The sequence below is a fragment of the Falsihalocynthiibacter sp. BN13B15 genome (assembly GCF_041205415.1).
Lineage (GTDB): Bacteria > Pseudomonadota > Alphaproteobacteria > Rhodobacterales > Rhodobacteraceae > Falsihalocynthiibacter > Falsihalocynthiibacter arcticus.
In genome coordinates this window covers 1-17,346 of sequence record NZ_JBGFCE010000025.1, presented here as the reverse complement: position 1 = coordinate 17,346, position 17,346 = coordinate 1, and the positions used below count along the sequence as shown (strand labels likewise).

General features: G+C 54.2%; 12 protein-coding genes and 1 pseudogene. 6 read left to right on the top strand and 7 right to left on the bottom strand.

Annotated features, from left to right (window positions below):
* Positions 1-1,265 precede the first annotated feature (1,265 nt).
* The gene (locus AB9F26_RS21220) at positions 1,266-3,632 is read right to left on the bottom strand and encodes an arylsulfatase (RefSeq protein ID WP_369758099.1); all 2,367 of its coding nucleotides are present in this window, start codon (positions 3,630-3,632) and stop codon (positions 1,266-1,268) included.
* Positions 3,633-4,090: 458 nt separating this feature from the next.
* Positions 4,091-5,101, bottom strand: a complete 1,011-nt coding sequence (locus AB9F26_RS21215; protein ID WP_369758100.1) for a helix-turn-helix domain-containing protein — start codon at positions 5,099-5,101, stop codon at positions 4,091-4,093.
* Positions 5,102-5,265: 164 nt separating this feature from the next.
* Between AB9F26_RS21215 and AB9F26_RS21210 the strand changes: the two genes are divergently transcribed.
* From AB9F26_RS21210 to AB9F26_RS21200, 3 genes are all read left to right on the top strand, one after another.
* Positions 5,266-5,607, top strand: coding sequence for a helix-turn-helix domain-containing protein (locus AB9F26_RS21210; protein WP_369758101.1), 342 nt, complete (start codon positions 5,266-5,268; stop codon positions 5,605-5,607).
* Between the two features lie 84 nt (positions 5,608-5,691).
* Positions 5,692-7,011, top strand: a complete 1,320-nt coding sequence (locus AB9F26_RS21205) for a carbohydrate porin (RefSeq protein WP_369758102.1) — start codon at positions 5,692-5,694, stop codon at positions 7,009-7,011.
* A 217-nt stretch (positions 7,012-7,228) separates the two neighbouring features.
* Entirely contained in the window at positions 7,229-8,581 is a 1,353-nt protein-coding gene (locus tag AB9F26_RS21200; protein ID WP_369758103.1) for an amidohydrolase family protein, read from the top strand.
* Between the two features lie 103 nt (positions 8,582-8,684).
* Here the strand turns inward: AB9F26_RS21200 and AB9F26_RS21195 are convergent, their stop codons facing one another.
* Positions 8,685-8,978: an alpha/beta hydrolase gene (locus AB9F26_RS21195; RefSeq protein WP_369758111.1), complete on the bottom strand. Its 294-nt coding sequence runs from the start codon at positions 8,976-8,978 to the stop codon at positions 8,685-8,687.
* Positions 8,979-9,101: 123 nt separating this feature from the next.
* Between AB9F26_RS21195 and AB9F26_RS21190 the strand changes: the two are divergent.
* Positions 9,102-9,783: pseudogene (locus tag AB9F26_RS21190) on the top strand (IS6 family transposase).
* A 63-nt stretch (positions 9,784-9,846) separates the two neighbouring features.
* Here AB9F26_RS21190 and AB9F26_RS21185 read toward each other — a convergent pair.
* From AB9F26_RS21185 to AB9F26_RS21175, 3 genes are all read right to left on the bottom strand, one after another.
* On the bottom strand, positions 9,847-11,799 hold the full coding sequence (locus AB9F26_RS21185) for a mechanosensitive ion channel family protein (protein WP_369758104.1): 1,953 nt from the start codon (positions 11,797-11,799) through the stop codon (positions 9,847-9,849).
* Positions 11,800-11,899: 100 nt separating this feature from the next.
* A complete protein-coding gene (locus tag AB9F26_RS21180; RefSeq protein WP_369758105.1) occupies positions 11,900-12,427 on the bottom strand; it encodes an HdeD family acid-resistance protein in 528 nt (175 codons plus the stop codon).
* A gap of 155 nt (positions 12,428-12,582) precedes the next feature.
* Entirely contained in the window at positions 12,583-13,734 is a 1,152-nt protein-coding gene (locus AB9F26_RS21175) for a hypothetical protein (RefSeq protein ID WP_369758106.1), read from the bottom strand.
* Positions 13,735-14,007: 273 nt separating this feature from the next.
* Between AB9F26_RS21175 and AB9F26_RS21170 the strand changes: the two genes are divergently transcribed.
* A complete protein-coding gene (locus AB9F26_RS21170) occupies positions 14,008-14,511 on the top strand; it encodes a DUF1269 domain-containing protein (protein ID WP_369758107.1) in 504 nt (167 codons plus the stop codon).
* Between the two features lie 86 nt (positions 14,512-14,597).
* Positions 14,598-16,028 (top strand): cardiolipin synthase, encoded by a 1,431-nt coding sequence (gene cls, locus AB9F26_RS21165; protein WP_369758108.1) that lies wholly within the window; start codon positions 14,598-14,600, stop codon positions 16,026-16,028.
* A 397-nt stretch (positions 16,029-16,425) separates the two neighbouring features.
* Here cls and AB9F26_RS21160 read toward each other — a convergent pair whose 3' ends face one another.
* A complete protein-coding gene (locus AB9F26_RS21160; protein ID WP_369758109.1) occupies positions 16,426-17,034 on the bottom strand; it encodes an exopolysaccharide biosynthesis protein in 609 nt (202 codons plus the stop codon).
* Between the last annotated feature and the right edge of the window lie 312 nt (positions 17,035-17,346).

Here is a 17,346-nt window from a genome sequence, read left to right as displayed (position 1 = left end):
CCTCAAGCGCCACAGAAGCTTTAAACTTGTCTGAAAAGTTCCGTCGTTTCGTCATTCTCGTATCCATTCTCTTGTGTTGGATACACCTTAGCACCTTGTCCAAATTTGCCGGACCACTTCACTTAGCCTGTCGGCAAACACGTCAACACCAGAACCTGTCACAACACAAACTCACCCCAAACTCGCACCGCGGAAATGTCGAAGAGAGATATTGGCCATATGATGGCTACGTTTGCTCTCTGAAGAGCGTCTCTCCTTGAATGTCGTACAGGCAAGTCGCTGAATACACGCTACAAAAGGGCGGGTACTTCGTACGTTCAAAAAGAGAAGAAGTGTTTGGCTGTGGAGACAGTCCTGAGCGAGCCAGTCTCGCCCGAATTTCCCTGCTAACAGGGAAATAAACAGGGAATTTCTGCAAATGAGAGAAAATTTGGGCGTTTCACCCAAAATATAGACGCATTTACAGTGGCTTACAGGTGATTTCCCTAAAAAAGTTAACAGGGAAATTTATTTTGCGAGCAGGGAAAGTATTGCGCGTAACAGGGAGCAAAATCGTTCAATGCAGATGCCTCCATAAACTATCGGAAATCGAGCATTGTCGAGTGAAGGGCCCGTTTCCACCCAAAAATCGAAATGTGCAGGATGCAGATTAAGTAACAAACGGCCCATAGCCAACCTACGCTGCGAGATGCGACAAAGTTTAGTTTGCTGATAATGGATGTTCATGAATGAGTTGTAACATATGCACCTTAAATCATTATTGATTTCTAGACCTTCGTTTTGCAATTAGATTGAAAACGCTCAATATTGTTCCAAATACAATGCCAGTCCCGCTTCGAACACGTTTTATGACGTGAGGCGTTTGACGGGCATCCATTCTTTCGCAACGCCCCCTGAATTGACTAGATCTTCCAATCACTAAATACGGCATCGGCTTGCACTCACAATTAATGAAATTATAAGTCCCTAAAGTTCTAGGAATGCTAGGCACAAACTGCGAAGATTTGCGCTAAAAATTCCCCTGGCGACGAGCGGACATTTAAGGAGCTTCAAGGTGTCGAATGTGAGTAGTAAATTCAACGTCGCCATTGGGCAGTTAGCTGGCTGGTTCGAATTGGTCTGACACCACCTTCCTTCGCGCTCACGCCGATAACTGGATTTTGCAGCAACGTCTTGCGCCCCCCAAGAAGTGCGATCTCCAAAAGTCCATAAAGCGCTGGTGATTGGGGCAGCCGGACATCCGGCTGCCCCAATCCGGGATCTGGTCAGCCGCCGACCTTAATCGTCACTTTGTCGATTTTGCCAGTAAACTTGCTGGTCGAGCGGTTGTAGACCTCTGTCACGGATGTTTCAGAATCGAGCCCGACACCTGCGGTCTCGTCCGCCGAGAAGATCGCGAATTCGGTCTTGTCCAGCTCAGCTGTCGCAACCGCCTTGTCATTGACATACAACGTCACGGTGCCACCCGCGCCGGGCTTGTCACCCCCCGCATAAGCAAAGTCCATCTTGACGGTTGCCTTGCCCTTGGGCAGCGGTTCAGAGGATGTCGCGGTCGTGGTACGCAACCCAAGGTAATTATACGCATAGGCCGGCACGCCGTCCTTCACATACAGGCTCCAGCCACCAAAACGGCCACCCTGAGCGACGATCACGCCATTGGCTGGATCATCACCGGTTTCGACTTCGGCCACGATTTCAACCGACGTGTTCTTAACGTTGATGAAGTCGTTTTCCAGAAGACCGTGCATACCTTCATACAGCGTCAGTTCCGTGCGTCCGAACATCAGGTCGGGACGACCCGCCAATTTCGGATTGAACAGTTCCTCACGGCGGTCATCCAACGGTAACACCTTGTACTTCACCGCCTCGGCAAGGAACATCTTCTGCATTTCTGCCAGAACCTTAGGGTGTTTGTCCGCAAGGTCAGTAGACATGCTGAAGTCCTCAGCGACGTGGTACAACTCCCATGTATCCTCAGGGAAGCGGTTTTCGACCTTGCCCCAAGGCTTCAGGTGCACGGTGCCCGCGAACCAGCCGTTGAAATAGATGCCACGGTTGCCGAACATCTCGAAGTACTGGATGTTGTGACGACTGGGCGACAGTTCGTCATCCCAACTGTAGACCATGCTGGTGCCCTCGATCGGACGCTGCGGTGTGCCATTGACGATCCGGGGTTCTGGCAGGCCTGCGGCCTCCAGGATGGTCGGAACGACGTCGATCACATGGTGCCACTGGGTACGCATCTCGCCTTTCGCCTCGATGCGATCGGGCCAATGCACGGCCATCGCGTTGCGAGTGCCGCCGTAGTTCGACGCAACCTGTTTGGTCCAAGTGAACGGCGAATCAAACGCAACCGCCCAACCTGCCGCCATATGCGGGTAGGTGCTTGGACCGCCCCAGTCGTCATAGTATTTCAGCATGGTTTCGAGACTGCTGCCTTCTGGTTCAGCGTTGAAATAGCTCATTTCATTATAGAGCCCGTTCATACCGCCCTCGGCGCTGGTCCCGTTGTCGCCCGCGATGTAGAGGATCAAGGTGTTATCGAGTTCGCTCATATCCTCGATTGCCTGAATGACGCGACCGGTTTCATAGTCGGTCATGTCAAGGAACGCGGCAAAAACCTCGGCTTGACGTGCAAACAACTTCTGTTCATCTGCGGTCAGGTCAGCCCAGTCCTTGATGTCGGCAGGCTTGGCCGCCAGATTTGTATCGGCAGGAATTACGCCTAGCGTTTTTTGCTGTTCAAAAATTCGCTCGCGGATCACGTCCCAACCTTCGTCGAACTGGCCTTTATACTTGTCGATATAGTTTTGCGGAACGTGGTGGGGCGCGTGAACCGCTCCGGGTGCAAAATAGACAAAAAACGGCTTGTCTGGGGTCAGCGCTTGCTGGAACCGCATCCATTCGATGGACTTTGTCGCCATGTCATTCATGAAGTGATAGTCGGGATCTTCTGGCGTCTCGATCTTGTTCTGATTGTGATAGACAGCTGGTTCAAACTGGTTGGTTTCGCCGCCCAAAAAGCCATAGAACTCGTCAAAGCCCTGATTGTTCGGCCAACGGTCAAACGGCCCGGAGGGGCTGATTTCCCACACAGCGGTTTCATGCCACTTTCCGAATGCCGCAGTACTGTATCCGTTCAGGCGCAGCATTTCGCCGATGCCAGCCACATCGCCCGGCAGCATCCCGGTCGCGCCGGGAAACGAGGTCGCAACTTCGGCGATCTTGGCCTGGTTGGCCGAATGGTGGTTGCGCCCAGTCTTAAGCGCCTGACGGGTCGGCGAGCACAGCGCGGTCGTATGGAACTGAGTGTACAGCAACCCATCTGCCGCCAGCGCATCGAATTCAGGCGTGTGCAGAACGCTGCCGGCTGCGCCAGTGCCGCCAAATCCGAGATCATCCAGAAGGATGACGACGACATTGGGCGCGTCTTTCGGGGCTCTGACTTCGAACACCTCAGGGGCTTTAGCATCCCGCGCATCCAAAGTCACGATTGGTGGGTTCCATGGCGCTTTGATCGGAAGCTCTGTCCGGTCTGGCAGAAACTCCTGCGCCGCAAGGGGGGCTCCTGAGAACCCGGCAAACGCCAGCCCCCCAAGAACAGCCCCGAGTTTCGAGTTAAAATTCATCATGTAGCTTCTCCCTATTTACCAAATGAACAACGCGCGATTCATGATTTGAGGTCTTTCAGTATACCTCAAAGCGCGGGCCTTTTTTGGTCAAATCACGCCAAATCAGGTTCTTCTGTGAAATTTTTAGCTTTCACTTCGGTTGGCGTTTGAATAGCCCCATGGTTCGTGGACGCCTTTTCCGCATCTCACGGAGAGATGGAAGATTATCGGAATGGTTCCGAGGGGATCGAGGCGGTGGAACGGCGAAGACCGACGACACGCCGAAGGCACTCAAGGACCGTATTTCCACCCATTGGCGGATCGTGGGTCCGTTCCCGGCTGCCGTTCTCCACCAAGATGTGGCAGCGGAGTGTGAGGCTGTCAAGCAGATCGGTGGTCAGCCTGACACTCTCCCAGGGCATGCAATGGGGGTGTGTGATCCGGGCAAATCCCGACCTTGGGCTGGGTCAACAAGGCAGCTACTCGGCCGCAATCATCCCGGTCTGCAGCGCACGCCGATACTTGCCAGGGCTCATGCCCGTCAGCCGACGAAAACTGCGGCCGAAGTTTGCCTGATCGTCGTAGCCGACGCTCCCTGCGATGTCGATCATTCTGATCCCAGGGTCCGCGAGCATCTTTGTGACCACATCGAAGCGCGCGGACTCGAGAACCTTCGAATAGTTCGTTCGGCGCTGGGTCAGGTACCGCTGCAAACTGCGCGGGCTGTCGTCGATGATCTTTGCGAAACGGGGCAGCGTCAGAGTGCCATCACCCAGATAGGGCCGCATGATATTGCGCAAAATGCTGATCCCGTCGAGCTCGGCTGGTGTACCGTTGGGCGCGTCAACCGCAGACGTCCTAAAGGGGGTACTGATTGCTAGGTCCCTGACCGAAATATAGATCGAAGTGTGCGATGCACCGGTTTCGATCCGGGTGTTCTTAAACGCCGTTTGCGCAGCGTCGGAGAAATGAAATTTCGACGCGAAGGTGATGCGCTCGGGGCACCAGTTTTTGCCAGCGAGGCTGCGCACGATAGCGATCAGGGGTGCTAACTGCAGCCATTCGGACATGTTCCGCGCGGGGGTCCCTTTCGGCATATTCATGTTGCTGATGATCTGAATCGATCCGTCGACCGCGCCGTAGTGGTAGCTGATATGCGACGCTTCGGTGCGGCACAGATCGAACAGTGCTTCGAGTCGGCGCCTGACGGTAATTTCGGTCTGGAGCGCGGTGATCATCGTCGTGCCGAAATGCGACGAATCGAAGCGCTCAGCCGTAAGCCAGCCCAGATCTTCGATCCCTTCGAGCTTGGCACATCGGTAAAGAAACTTAGCGGCAAGTGTGCTAGCCACGTACTCGTCGGGCAACTCTTCTATCAACATCGGTAGATTGGCGCGCGCCAACTCACGTTCGATCGGCGTGCCTATTTGCCTTAAGATTTCACAGAAATCGATAACATGCGCAGCGCGGGTGATCGGAACTTTTTGCATCTTCTCCCTCCCTTGCAGCTGTCTTCATTCCAGTCTGCCACCGCCCAGTTGTCGTTCCCCCCCCTCGAACCAAACTTTGTCCGGAGTTGGCATGAAACGACCAAAAATTTATTCTCAATCGAATAGTCTCAGATTACGTTTATCTAAAAGAGGAGGTTATTCCTTTGATCTATGTCAAGAATAAACCCGAACTAGTCCGCGTGAAACACATTGCCCGCGCGCTGGAGATGAAGCAGCAGCGATCCCTGGCAGCGCTGGCCCGGTCGCTCGGAATGACGCCCCGTACGCTTCAGCGTTATCTGAACATGAGAGGGGCGTCGTCCTCGCAGATTTTCGACGAGATCCGATGCGATCTGGCGCTTTCCCTTCTCCGCGAGACACGGTTTAGCGTTTCCGCAATCGCACATCGGGTCGGTTACACAGACATCAGCAACTTTGGCCGCGCATTCCGGCGTTGGACCGGCGTCTCGCCGCTGCAATGGCGTCGATTGAAACGCGACCCTTAGGCGGCGCGGCTGGATAGATTTCGGAACTTGCGTGAAGTTAGGGTTCTTCGGGCACGGCTTTGATTAACCGAGAGGAGAAGAGGGATGGCTAAGCGTGAAAATCTGAACAGGAAGGCGGAGAAGCTTGGATTCGGGCTCCAGAGGCAAACAGGAATTTCGGTTGCATTGGTCGCGATAACACTGGTTTGTCCAAGCGTATCATGGGCGGACCCTGCGCCGAGCACGGCCGAAGCGTCCCAAACCGGAACCGGATTCGGCGGAAAGAGCAGTGTCACGGCACAGATCGCGGCCGACAGGGCGAGGCAGGCCGAACCGATGTTTACCGACGCGTCGAAGGATTACTACAATTACAAGGACCGCCTTCTTGCCGAAAGCGGCCTTTCCTTTGGCGGCGATATCAACCTGCTGACCCAGCATGCCAACAGTAGCCCCGGCGCGCGTGACGCAACGGGTAGCGTATTGCGCTTTTACGGCACATGGACCGCTACAGGGCGGGGCACGCCAGATTCGGGCGCATTGGTTTTCAAAATCGAAAACCGCAGCAAGATCGGTGGAACGATCGCGCCGCAGGGATTGGGTCCGGCATTGGGATATGCGGGGCTCACAGCCGTAGGTTACAGTGATGCTGGATGGCTTCTGACAAACCTATATTGGCAGCAAGCATTTAACAACAATACCGTATCCTTTGTGGCGGGTATCGTTGACACAACCGACTATGTAGATGTTTTCGCACTGGGAAATCCGTGGACGGATTTCAACAACCTCGCGTTCAGCACAAACCCTACCATTCCAGCCCCGAACCAAGGGCTGGGTGCAGCTGTTCGGGTGCGTTTTGGCGGGAATTACTTCGGGCTTGCAGGCATTGCTGATGCCAACGGTATGCCGGACGACCCGGTGGGGGCGACTCAAAACCTGTTTGATACCGGCGAGACTTTCAAACACGTCGCGGTAGGGTGGTTCGGGTCCTGGGCCTCCCGATTTGACAAAAATGTCCAGCTGACGGCATGGCAAGTCGACGATCGGAGTGCTGCCGGCATCGCTGGCGGCTGGGGCGTCGCGTTTTCTGCCAACACGAAATTTGACAGCGGTTGGTCGCCATTCTTCAAAGCCGGATACTCGGACGGTGGCGGCACCTTTGTGGACCGATCTGTCAGTATCGGGACGGGGTACGACCTGTTCAGTGGGCGCGATCTTGTTGCTGTGGGTCTGAACTGGGGCCGCGCCCCCAAAAGCGCCACGCTGACAAACCCGCCAGATCAGGTCTCCACCGAGTTGTTCTATCGTTACCAGCCATTTTCCAATCTGCAGATCACGCCCAGCCTGCAACTGATCACCAACCCCACCTACGATCCGACCCAAGGCACCGTTGCCGTGGTCAGTTTGCGGGCGAGGGTCACGTTCTGATCGGCCGAAGCCGAAGGCTGCCACAGCGGACTTCGCCACAGGTCTTTGTTCTCATATTGGCGTGAAGTGACCAAACCGGCATCGCGTCCGCAGATATCATCAGTGTCATGGAGAGTCCGGTTGCTTCTATTTCAGTGGGAAAGGCCGTTGTGCGGCCAGTCGCACTGATGCTGGGATCCCCGAAGGGTTACCTCAACTGAATTGAAAGGGCATGAACATGAAACTGAATCGACGCAAATACCTTGGTCTGACAGCAGCCGCCTTCATGGCTGCGCTGGCCGGACCGGGCCTGGCGCAGACAGCGACCACACCGCCGCCGACGGTGCTTATCACCAATGTCAGCATCTTTGACGGAACAAACGAGGCACTGATCACCGGCAAGGACCTCGCTCTGAGCGGCAACACGGTTTCCAAGCTGGTCGACACCGGTGGCGATGCGTCCGGCTACGACACTGTCATCGACGGCAAGGGCGGATACCTGACGCCCGGTTTGATTGACACTCACTGGCACATGGGCATGGGGACGACCATGCAGGAGTACTTTGGTGATCAGGCCTATGTTGCGTTCCATTCCGCAAAAGAAGCTGGCGAGCAGTTGATGCGGGGCGTCACCACGGTGCGCGATGCCGCAGGAAACGTGTTCGGGCTGAAAAAGGCGATCGACACCGGCGTGATCCCGGGGCCGCGGCTCTATCCTTCGGGCGCGCTGATCTCGCAATACTCGGGCCACGGCGATCTCAGGCCAGCTGTGGCAACGCAACTGCCCAAAGAATGGGGCGGTCCAAGTGGTGCCGGCGAGAGCGACGGCAACATGATCCTCGCTAACGGACACGATCAGGTGCTGGCGGCGGCCCGCCAACAATTGTTCCTGGGCGCGACGCAGATCAAGATAGCCGTAACCGGTGGCGTGTCCTCCTTTACCGATCCGCTGTACGTCATGGAATTCACCGACGAGGAAATTCAGGCTGCGGTCAAAGCAGCCTCGGATTATGGCACTTATGTCATGGCCCATGGACATGATTCCGCTGGGGTCGTTCGGGCCTTGAACAATGGTGTGTTGTCCATCGAACATGGATCGGTCCTGAACGAAGAGGCCGTGAAACTGATTGCCGACAAGGGTGCCGTGTTTGTGGTCTCACTCGAAGTGCTGGCGCAGTTGAAACCCATCTATACGGACCCGGTTCGAAAGGAAAAACTACAGGAGGCGATGGAGGGCACCAGCAATGTGATGAAGTGGGCGAAGAAATATGACGTGCTGATGGGCTGGGGCACCGATCTTCTGTTCAGTGCGGAAGGCCGGATGAACGAACTCGAAGATCTGGGACTGCGCAAGGACTTCTACAGTTCTCCCGAGATCATGATCCAGGCGACCGGCAACGGCGGCAAGATCGTGGCCATGTCCGGCAAGCGTAATCCTTATGGCAAGCTGGGTGTGATCGAGGAAGGCGCGATGGCCGATGTGTTGATTTACAGCAAGAATCCTCTCGAAGATATTGCGATCGTCGGGGATTATGAGAACAATCTCAAGCTGATCATGAAAGATGGAACCGTCTACAAGAACGATCTCTGACATCTGACACAGACGCACAATTGTGGAGCCAGTCATGTGCGATTGGCTCCACTTCTTTTTTAGGGTCACAGCGCCAGCCATACCGTTGCGTTGTTCGAATGGCCTATTCCGAGATTGCGTTTGTGACTGTTGCGCCAAAGGCGGAAACGGTATTGGTCCGAGCACTGCCCAATACCGTCGATCCAGACGACGCCGACAGCGAATTGCCCTCAAGCATGTGCTGACCGATCAGTTGAACGACCTCAGGCGAAGCGGCGAATTTGTCGTGGTTCAGGCTGCCACCCGCGTCCGCCACATCCGACAGGTTGATCACGGTCACCCCCAGCTTTTCCAAATCGGCCACATCTTCGTTGCCGACCCGGCTGACCCCGCCGGCAATCCGCCTCGAGGCGGCCAGAGGGCACTGTCAGAAGAAAACTCGGTTGAAGTGTGCAAGTGGCACACTTAGCGTCTCCGGAAGGCAAAACGTGACCCATTCAAGTACTTCAAGACGAGCCCGCAGATCATCCGCCTGTCGGTGATGCTTCACGTTCGGTACCCTCTGTCACTCCGGAATGTGGAGGATCTGCTGCATGAGCGCGGTATTGAAATTAGCCATGAGACCGTGCGGTTCTGGTGGAACCAGTTCGGCCCGTTGTTCGCCGCGGAGATCCGAAGGAAACGGGTCAGTCGGATGCGTGCTCATTCGAATTGGCAAAGGCATTTGGGTGATGCATTGCCCGGCAGGGTATGCTTGCATGCCCGAGAGGGTTTTTGTGAAGAAAAACAGCGAAGTGCACTATCTATGGCGTGCCGTGGATCACGAGGGCGAGGTGCTGGAAGCCTGCGTTACGAAGCATCGGGATCGCAAGGCGGCGCTGAAATTCCTCAGGAAATCAATGAAACGATATGGTCGACCCCATGTCATCGTGACTGATCTTCTGCGGTCTTACGGCGCCGCGATGAAGGTCATCGGCAATGCAGATCGCCAGGAGACAGGTCGCTGGATGAACAATCGCGCCGAGAATTCACACTTACCATTTCGACGAAGAGAACGGGCAATGCTTCGCTTCCGACGAACGCGAAGCTTGCAAAAGTTCGTCTCCGTCCACGCCTCCGTTCACAACCATTTCAACCAGGAAAGACATCTGTACTCCCGAGAAAACTTCAAGCTTAACCGCGCCGTCGCTCTTGCAGAGTGGCGTCAACTCGGTGCGGCATAAAGGGCGGCTTCATTGTCCTTGTCGAGACTGGTTCGCATTCGTCTGACAGCACCTGCCTTCACGTTAATTTTTTTCGCCAGCCACCTCAACGTGCAGCTTCTCAGAGCTTAGGCGAATGCCCGCATCAGTAAGCTTGCGGAAAAGCAGTTCATCAAAGGCTTGGCCGACTGCCCATTGTGATCCCGCTTGCGTGTGAATTCTCATACGGATTGTTATGCGCTCGTCCGAGAAACCGATAACACCGTCAAGTGTCAGGTCTCCCTCGATTTGCATCCCAATTGGGGTGGCTTTGAGGGCCAGAAACGCCTCATTTGCCAAGGTGCGGGTTTGATCAAGTTGGTCGATACGCGCCAGAGAGAAATTGAGCAAGTGCACGCCAAAATCACGAGTCATGTTGGAGACTTTAGCCATCGCAGAATAGGGAACGAAATGGTATGTTCCATCCATATCGCGCAACCCAACTTTGGTAAGGGTAATGTCTTCAATGACGCCGCTCACGCCCCCAGCCGAGATGAAATCCCCTTTTCTCAGTACCTTTGATTTATGGATGGCAAATCCGGCGATGATCCCCATCAACATGTGTTGAAAGCCCCATCCCGCCACGATTCCCCCTACGCCTAGGGTCGTTATGATCGGGGTCGTGTTGACACCCAGTTCGCCCAAGATAAGAATTGCCGACATCACACCCAAAACCACAATGAGGATGAGGTTGAGCACAGCAAAAAGGGCCTTGCGATAGGGCCCCGGTGGGGTTGTAAGGTTCTTTTGGAACTGGGCTTCGAACAAAGTCGAGATCATCAGCCACACAAGAAGACCCGCTCCCAAAATAATCGAGATCGCGGCGGTGCGCGTTATTGCGTGTCCCCCACTAGGGGAGTCCAACCACGCAAGTAATTCAAAACTTGTCCAGATATCAAAGAGCCCCAAAACCAAAAGACCCATCAAGAGAATCCGAAACCCGAAGCGTATTAAATGCGCAGCCAGAGAAAGGCGTTCCTCGAGGCGGGGGAAGTTTTTGCGTATAGCGTCCGAGCGCACGCCCCCGCTTTTCATCAAGGGGCCAAGCAGGTGACCACTCCCATAAATGAGAGCAACCAGCGCGAAGGTATTGAGGCACGCAATACCCAATGCTTCCAGACCATGCCGTATGAAACCGGTCGCGGTGAGCATGAGGCTGCCGGTGACCAAAAGGGCGGGCAAGTACCAAAAATGTGCAAGCATTCCGCGATATCCCTTTGGAAACAGGTGATGGAGCTTTTTGTCGGTTGAAAAGGCCAGACAATCCGCCACATCCCAGCGGGCTATCCAGATTTGCCAACTCAAAAGCACCGTTCCCACGAGGCCGGTCACCTGAGACAGCATCGCAGCTGTCAGGGGGGCCGCGCTGAAGTTAAAAATCATCGGCAAGAGAATTCCGAAGGCCGCAACGCCAAACCATATTTGGGTGCTATGGCGGAAAAAATTCAGCAAGGCTTGAGGGGGAGGGGGCGTTCCACGAAGCCCTAGCCATGATTTCAAAAGGGCGCGCAGGAATATCACAAGAGCAATGATGCTCATTGAGGCTTGAGCAAGCTTTTGCAAGTCGGCGTCCAGCGGGAAAAGGAACAAGAAACCAAAGATGCCAAGGAGGGCGCCCAAAAGGCCAAGAAGAGCGATGATGGGGGGTGTCTGGGCCGTGCTCTCGCTCTTTTTACGCCCGTTTGTCAACACTTTGACAAGCAAAAGAAAGAACGCGACAAATAACCCGAGGAGCAGGATAATAGTTGTCAACGCATGCCAGAATGAACTCCAATCCACCGAGGAAAGTGAAGAAGACAAATCGCTAAACCTTGGGAGTCCTTTGAACAAATCAACAAGCCAGTCGGCCAAACCATCCGTCGCCTTAAGGGTGCTCGACTCAAGCGACTGCTCCAAATTGGTTACGTTTTCGGCGGCTTCCTGAGCGCCTGAAACTGTAGGAGCGAGGAAGGATGCCCACAGAAAAACAAGCTGTTGGAGCGGTCTTGATACTTTCATTGAAAGGGGCCTTCATTGTTAGGGTCTGCTTCTTGTTCTGAACGCTCCTAGAGGGGGGGCGCAAAAACTCCAAGCAGAACCCGTTTGCCAAATCCAAGGTCTACTGTGCGGAGGATACTTCAGATTTTCGCAAGGTCATTCCGATCATGAACAGGCTGGCGCCGCCGGACAAAAGCTGGAAGCCCAAGAGAATGCCGAGCAGGGTCATGGACGCTTCTGAAGACGACAAAAGAACGAGGGCGAGAATCAAAGATAAAGCACCGGATAGGAGCAATCCCCAGAAGAAGGGCGTACCCTTCACGCGCATGGCAAACATGATTTGGAGGAGGCCTGCCGCCGCAAACAGGATCAACAAAATCGTCGTAAGGGAAACCACGCCCTCAAGTGGGTTTTCAAGAAACGACCAGCCGAGAAACAAAGTTAGAGCGCCAAGACCCCACGAAAAGGCCTTACTGCCGGTCCCTTGCGCCCAGAACCCCAGGGCAATTTGAAAGACGCCCGCGAGAAGCAAGAGAATGCCAGTGAGGGTCACAACAGCCATCGACGCGGCTGTCGCGTTTGCCAAAACGGTCCCGCCAAACACGAATGTTAGGAGGCCAAGGAGGAAGAATTTAAGAGAGTCTTTCATGAAGGATCCTATTTATACTGTGGTCGGAGCGAGGTGAACGCGTTTGGAGTGTCACCAGCGTGTTGTGTCGTTGAACGTAAAGTAGGAAGCGAGGGCCCTACGCCTTTGTACGGCTTTGGGGCCGATATCGCAAAGGATAACCGGCCCCTGTTGTATTAATTTTTGACGGGGAGGCGCACAGGTTTTACAGGGAAGACGCCTTCCAGAACTTCGGAGTCTTTCACGACGATCGTTCCGTTCACGATGACATAGGGAATCCCCGTTGCGGGCAAGCCGTCGTTCTGGAGGGTCGAGTTGTCCCGAACGGTTGCCGGATCCAAGATCGTGATATCGGCGTCTGTACCAACCTGAAGCCTGCCCTTGAAGGCCATCTGGTCCACACCGTTTTCCTTTAGGAAGGGGGCAGGGAGATAGGTCATTATGGAAATCGCGGTCATGAGCGGCGTCAGGTTCTGTTCGCGCACCATGCGCAAAACGATGGAGTGGGTGCCTGCGGTGCGGGTGTGCCCTTGGATGTCTTCATAGGCAAGAATCCAATCCCGGGCCATCTTGCCTGAGGCGGTGACGGTCATCGGGAACGAATCTCTTCCAACAGTAGAGCTTGGATGCGCGAGGGCTTTTTCCATGTCTTCTTCCGTTGCGCCATAAAGCATGACGGACGTCCCCGGAGCGGTTTTGACCAAGTCGTCATAGCGGTCTTTATTGTGCGGGTTAAGCGTGGCGGTTTCGATGATGTACTTGTAGTCGCGCCCCATGTTTGGCCCGTAATTGTCGGGCACGAGATAATCCGCCCCGACAATCATGGCGCCAAAGTTGTAAAGGTAGGTTTCTCCGACGACCGAGACACCGCGTGCGCGTGCGTCATCGATCATTTGCCGGGCACCACCACTCTCTGAGAGGGCTTGCTGGTGCATGTGCTTCATCATCAGGTCGCCGCCATAGAGCATCGAATTGGAGAGGAACTCTTCAAACCCGAGGATCCCCGTGGTCGGCGATTTCTGACTTGAAAAGCGTCCATGAATGAAAATTGCGCGACTGGATTCTCCTGCCAAACGTTGCCAGTCCGTCACCTCTTGGGAGGGCACGCCCACAGCTGGGGCGTTGCGAATTCCGGTAACCCAACATTGGCCGCGCGCCGGACGCCGTTTTTTCGAGCGGGATATGCCATGGGCGGCGGCGCTCTGCTTTAGCGCAGTTTCAGCATGGGCACCGGATACACCCTCTTTGACGGACACGGCCAGATTGGCGCGGGTTTGAACTGGGGACGCCCCCCAAAAAGCGCCACCACCGACCCCTCGCAGGATCACTATGTCGCAGAGGTAATTTATCGTTTTCGGCCCCCCCCAAAAAAACGTTCAAATCATATCGATGAATTTTTTTACATTATTCCCATACAGTTATGTTTTATATCACGCAAAAAATGCGCGGATGGAATAATGAAAAAAACGCACTCGCTGGCGCGAAAAGACCAGAACTGCACCCGTCTCAAACGCTAGGATAGGTGTGTGGTTGATCCCGTGACGCAAAAGAAAGCGTGCAGGGGCCTTGCCACTTTAGAAACACATAACTGGAGAACAAATATGTATGGATTTATAGCAGTTACATTTGACGGTAAGAAAACCGCTCAAAAGGCTCTTGCCACTCTGGAAGACTATTCGGTCGCTTATGTCTGGATCGATGATGTGGCTGTTGTGTCACGTGGCAAACTTGGCGCCACCCACATTCATAGTACTTGGGCGCAGGATGACTCTGACATCACTGTTGGCGGTGGCTGGGGGCTCTTGACGGGTGGCTTGATCGGCCTTTTGTTTGGTCCGGGCGGCGCAATGGCTGGGGCCGCAATTGGTGGTTCCTTGGGGGCCATGGGCGGCGCGGCGAATGAAATCACCTTTGACGATCCTAGGCTTGACGATCTTGCCGCAGCCTTGGTCAAAGACAGTTCTGCACTCATTCTTGTCGGAGAAAAACCATCGCTGGCCGATTTCACTTCTGCAGTGGAGCCTCTTGGCGGTACAATCATCAAGAGCGATTTGACCGAAAAAGATATCAAAGCGCTCCGCAAGGCGCTGAAGGCGGCGTCCTGACGCTGCTCCAGCTTTTTGCTGGAGACATGAAAATTCACGTGTGGCGCGCGATACACATCGCGGGCCACCCTTAAAGGGCGGGTTATATGCTACTAGTTGTTCTGGGATTTTTTATCGTCGTGGCGTGCATTGTGCGGGTCCTCTTGCGTCCAAATCGCGACCCTGCCTCTCGAATGGCTTGGATCGTCGTGATCCTTGCGCTGCCCGTTGTGGGCGTCATCGCCTATATTCTGGTGGGCGAGACGAGTATTGGCCGTAAACGCATAGCCCGCTTAACGAAAATTATCGACAGTTTACCCGAACCCGAAACGCTTCCCGGGTGGGATGAGATAGAAACACCGCAACCGATCTCAGATAGGTATGAGCAGCTTTTCAATGTTGGGCGTTCGATCACGGACTACGCACCTGTTGGGGGGAACCGGGCCGCCTTGATGCAAGATTCAGACGTGGCAATCGACACGATGGTTGAAGATATCGATGCCGCCGCAGACCATGTGCATCTTATGTTTTACATCTGGTTACCCGATAATAATGGGTTGAAAATGGTCGAAGCCATGAAGCGTGCGGTGGCGCGAGGGGTGGTTTGCCGCGTAATGGTTGATGATCTGGGGTCGCGCACCTTAATCCAAAGTGAACATTGGAAAGACATGGGGGCAGCGGGTGTCAAACTGGCCCAAGCTCTTAAGATCGGTAACCCGTTGGTGCGGGTTTTCGACGGGCGGGTTGATCTAAGAGATCACCGCAAAATCCTCGTTATCGACAATCGTATCACCTATTGTGGCAGTCAGAATTGTGCCGATCCCGCGTTCCTCCCTAAAGCAAAATACGCGCCGTGGGTGGATGCGGTTATGCGATTTCAGGGGCCTGTGGTGCGCCAAAATCAGCATCTCTTTGCCAGTGACTGGATGGCGAATTATGACGAAGATATTAGCTATATCCTGCGCGCGCCGCTTGGCCCTCAGGAGCCAGGCTTCATGGCACAGGTTGTCGCCAGCGGTCCAACCATTCGCCACTCCGCGATGCCCGAAATGTTTGAAAGCCTGATGTATGCCGCACGCTCTGAACTGGTAATTACAACCCCTTACTATGTGCCCGACGCGGCCATCCAAGCGGGTCTATGTGCGGCGGCAAATCGCGGTGTGGACGTGACCATAATCTTTCCTGCGCGCAACGACGACTTCGCGGTTGGGGCCGCCAGCCGGTCCTATTACGACGATCTTCTCACTGCTGGTGTGAAGATTTTTGAGTACCAGCTGGGCATCCTGCACACGAAATCCATGACGGTGGATGGCGTGGTCACGTTGATCGGATCGGCGAATATGGATAAGCGCAGCTTTGACTTGAATTATGAAAACAATATTCTTTTGCACGACGCCACAGTCACGGGGGATATGCGCACCCGCCAGTTCGATTATATCGCCGATAGTGAGCCTGTAATATTGGCGATGGTCCAATCGTGGCCATGGACAAAACGGCTTTGGAACAATGCGCTGGCGATTGTTGGCCCGCTTCTTTGAGTCGGGCTAACACTTGAGAATTTAAGGCTAACATTTGAACGGTTAGGAATTCTCCATGACTTCGGAGGCGCTTTTAACACTCTAAATGATCGCCATTTGGGGATGTTTTTTGCGGAATAGGTAATATCTGACGTCAGCGCCTATGGGTCCAAATAGGGCAGATTGGTATTGTCAGAGGAAACTGACTTGAGTGGGGCAGGGCAAGTAACTAGCCTTGGGCCATGACAAAACGCTCTCCATTCCGCTACTTAAAAACTAACCCAGAAATTATCCGCCTTTGACCTTTATTACATATGGCAGGCATTAACCTATTCCGCCTCAATGACGGCGCCCGAAGGAGCCTGCCAAGGGCAGGCATGCAGCCTCGCAAAGATTATCAAGTGGTCGTTTTTAAGAGTCATGGGAGAAGCGATGCGAATAGATCCGCTATGGAAAAAAGGATCAGTACGACGGCCGCTGAAAAGACGATCCCCAGACTGATGAAAAGCCCGTCGCGCTGCACAAGCCCCCATGACAGGCAGGCGAGAGCAACAGCGGGCGGAACATTAATTAAAGGGATCGGCAGTAGCAACACAAGCGACATGAATAGGCACAAGGCCCCGATGATCCTTTCACGGCGTCCCAGTACTGACAGGCGGTTTCGGCTCACGCGTTCGACCGAGCGAAGCGGCCGGATCATATAGCGCGACATCACGGCGATCACCTCATGCGGAATTTTGATATTGCGGGCACTCGCTGGCAGGTCGCCCCGTTCACCGTAAATCGCCAAATGCGCGGATACAGCGATGAGAGGTACGCCCAAAATCGCCCCGAAACTGGGTATGGGCAAAGGAATGCATTCAGGCAGCGCCATCAAAAAGATTGCAACCCCATGCATGCGTGTGCTCGCCCGGTCGATCGTCTCACCCAGCGTCACATATCCGATCAATTGGCTTTGTTTATCCAACTCTTGGATGAGCGCTGCAAAACCTGTTTTCTGCGCTTCGGATGGTGGGACATCTTCCAAATCTTCGGTCTCTAGTTCAGCCAGTATTTGGCATCAGTAAGTGATAATCTTTGCAGTCGGGGTCCAAAGGTGAATCCCTCATATTTGTATCATCTTCTGCTTCCATTCTTACCATGTAAAGTGTGTGCTATTCCAGAGACACCTATTGTCTAGGGAGTCCATATTTCTTCAAAATGTCTAACGCTCTGAAGATAAGCGCGTTTCTACGGGTCGCAACTAGGTTCACTTTTGGTGCGCAGCCTTCGTAATGAGCTTGCAAGAAGGTTGCGCGCGGAATCAATGCTTACGATTTAACTGAACTTCTTAATGATT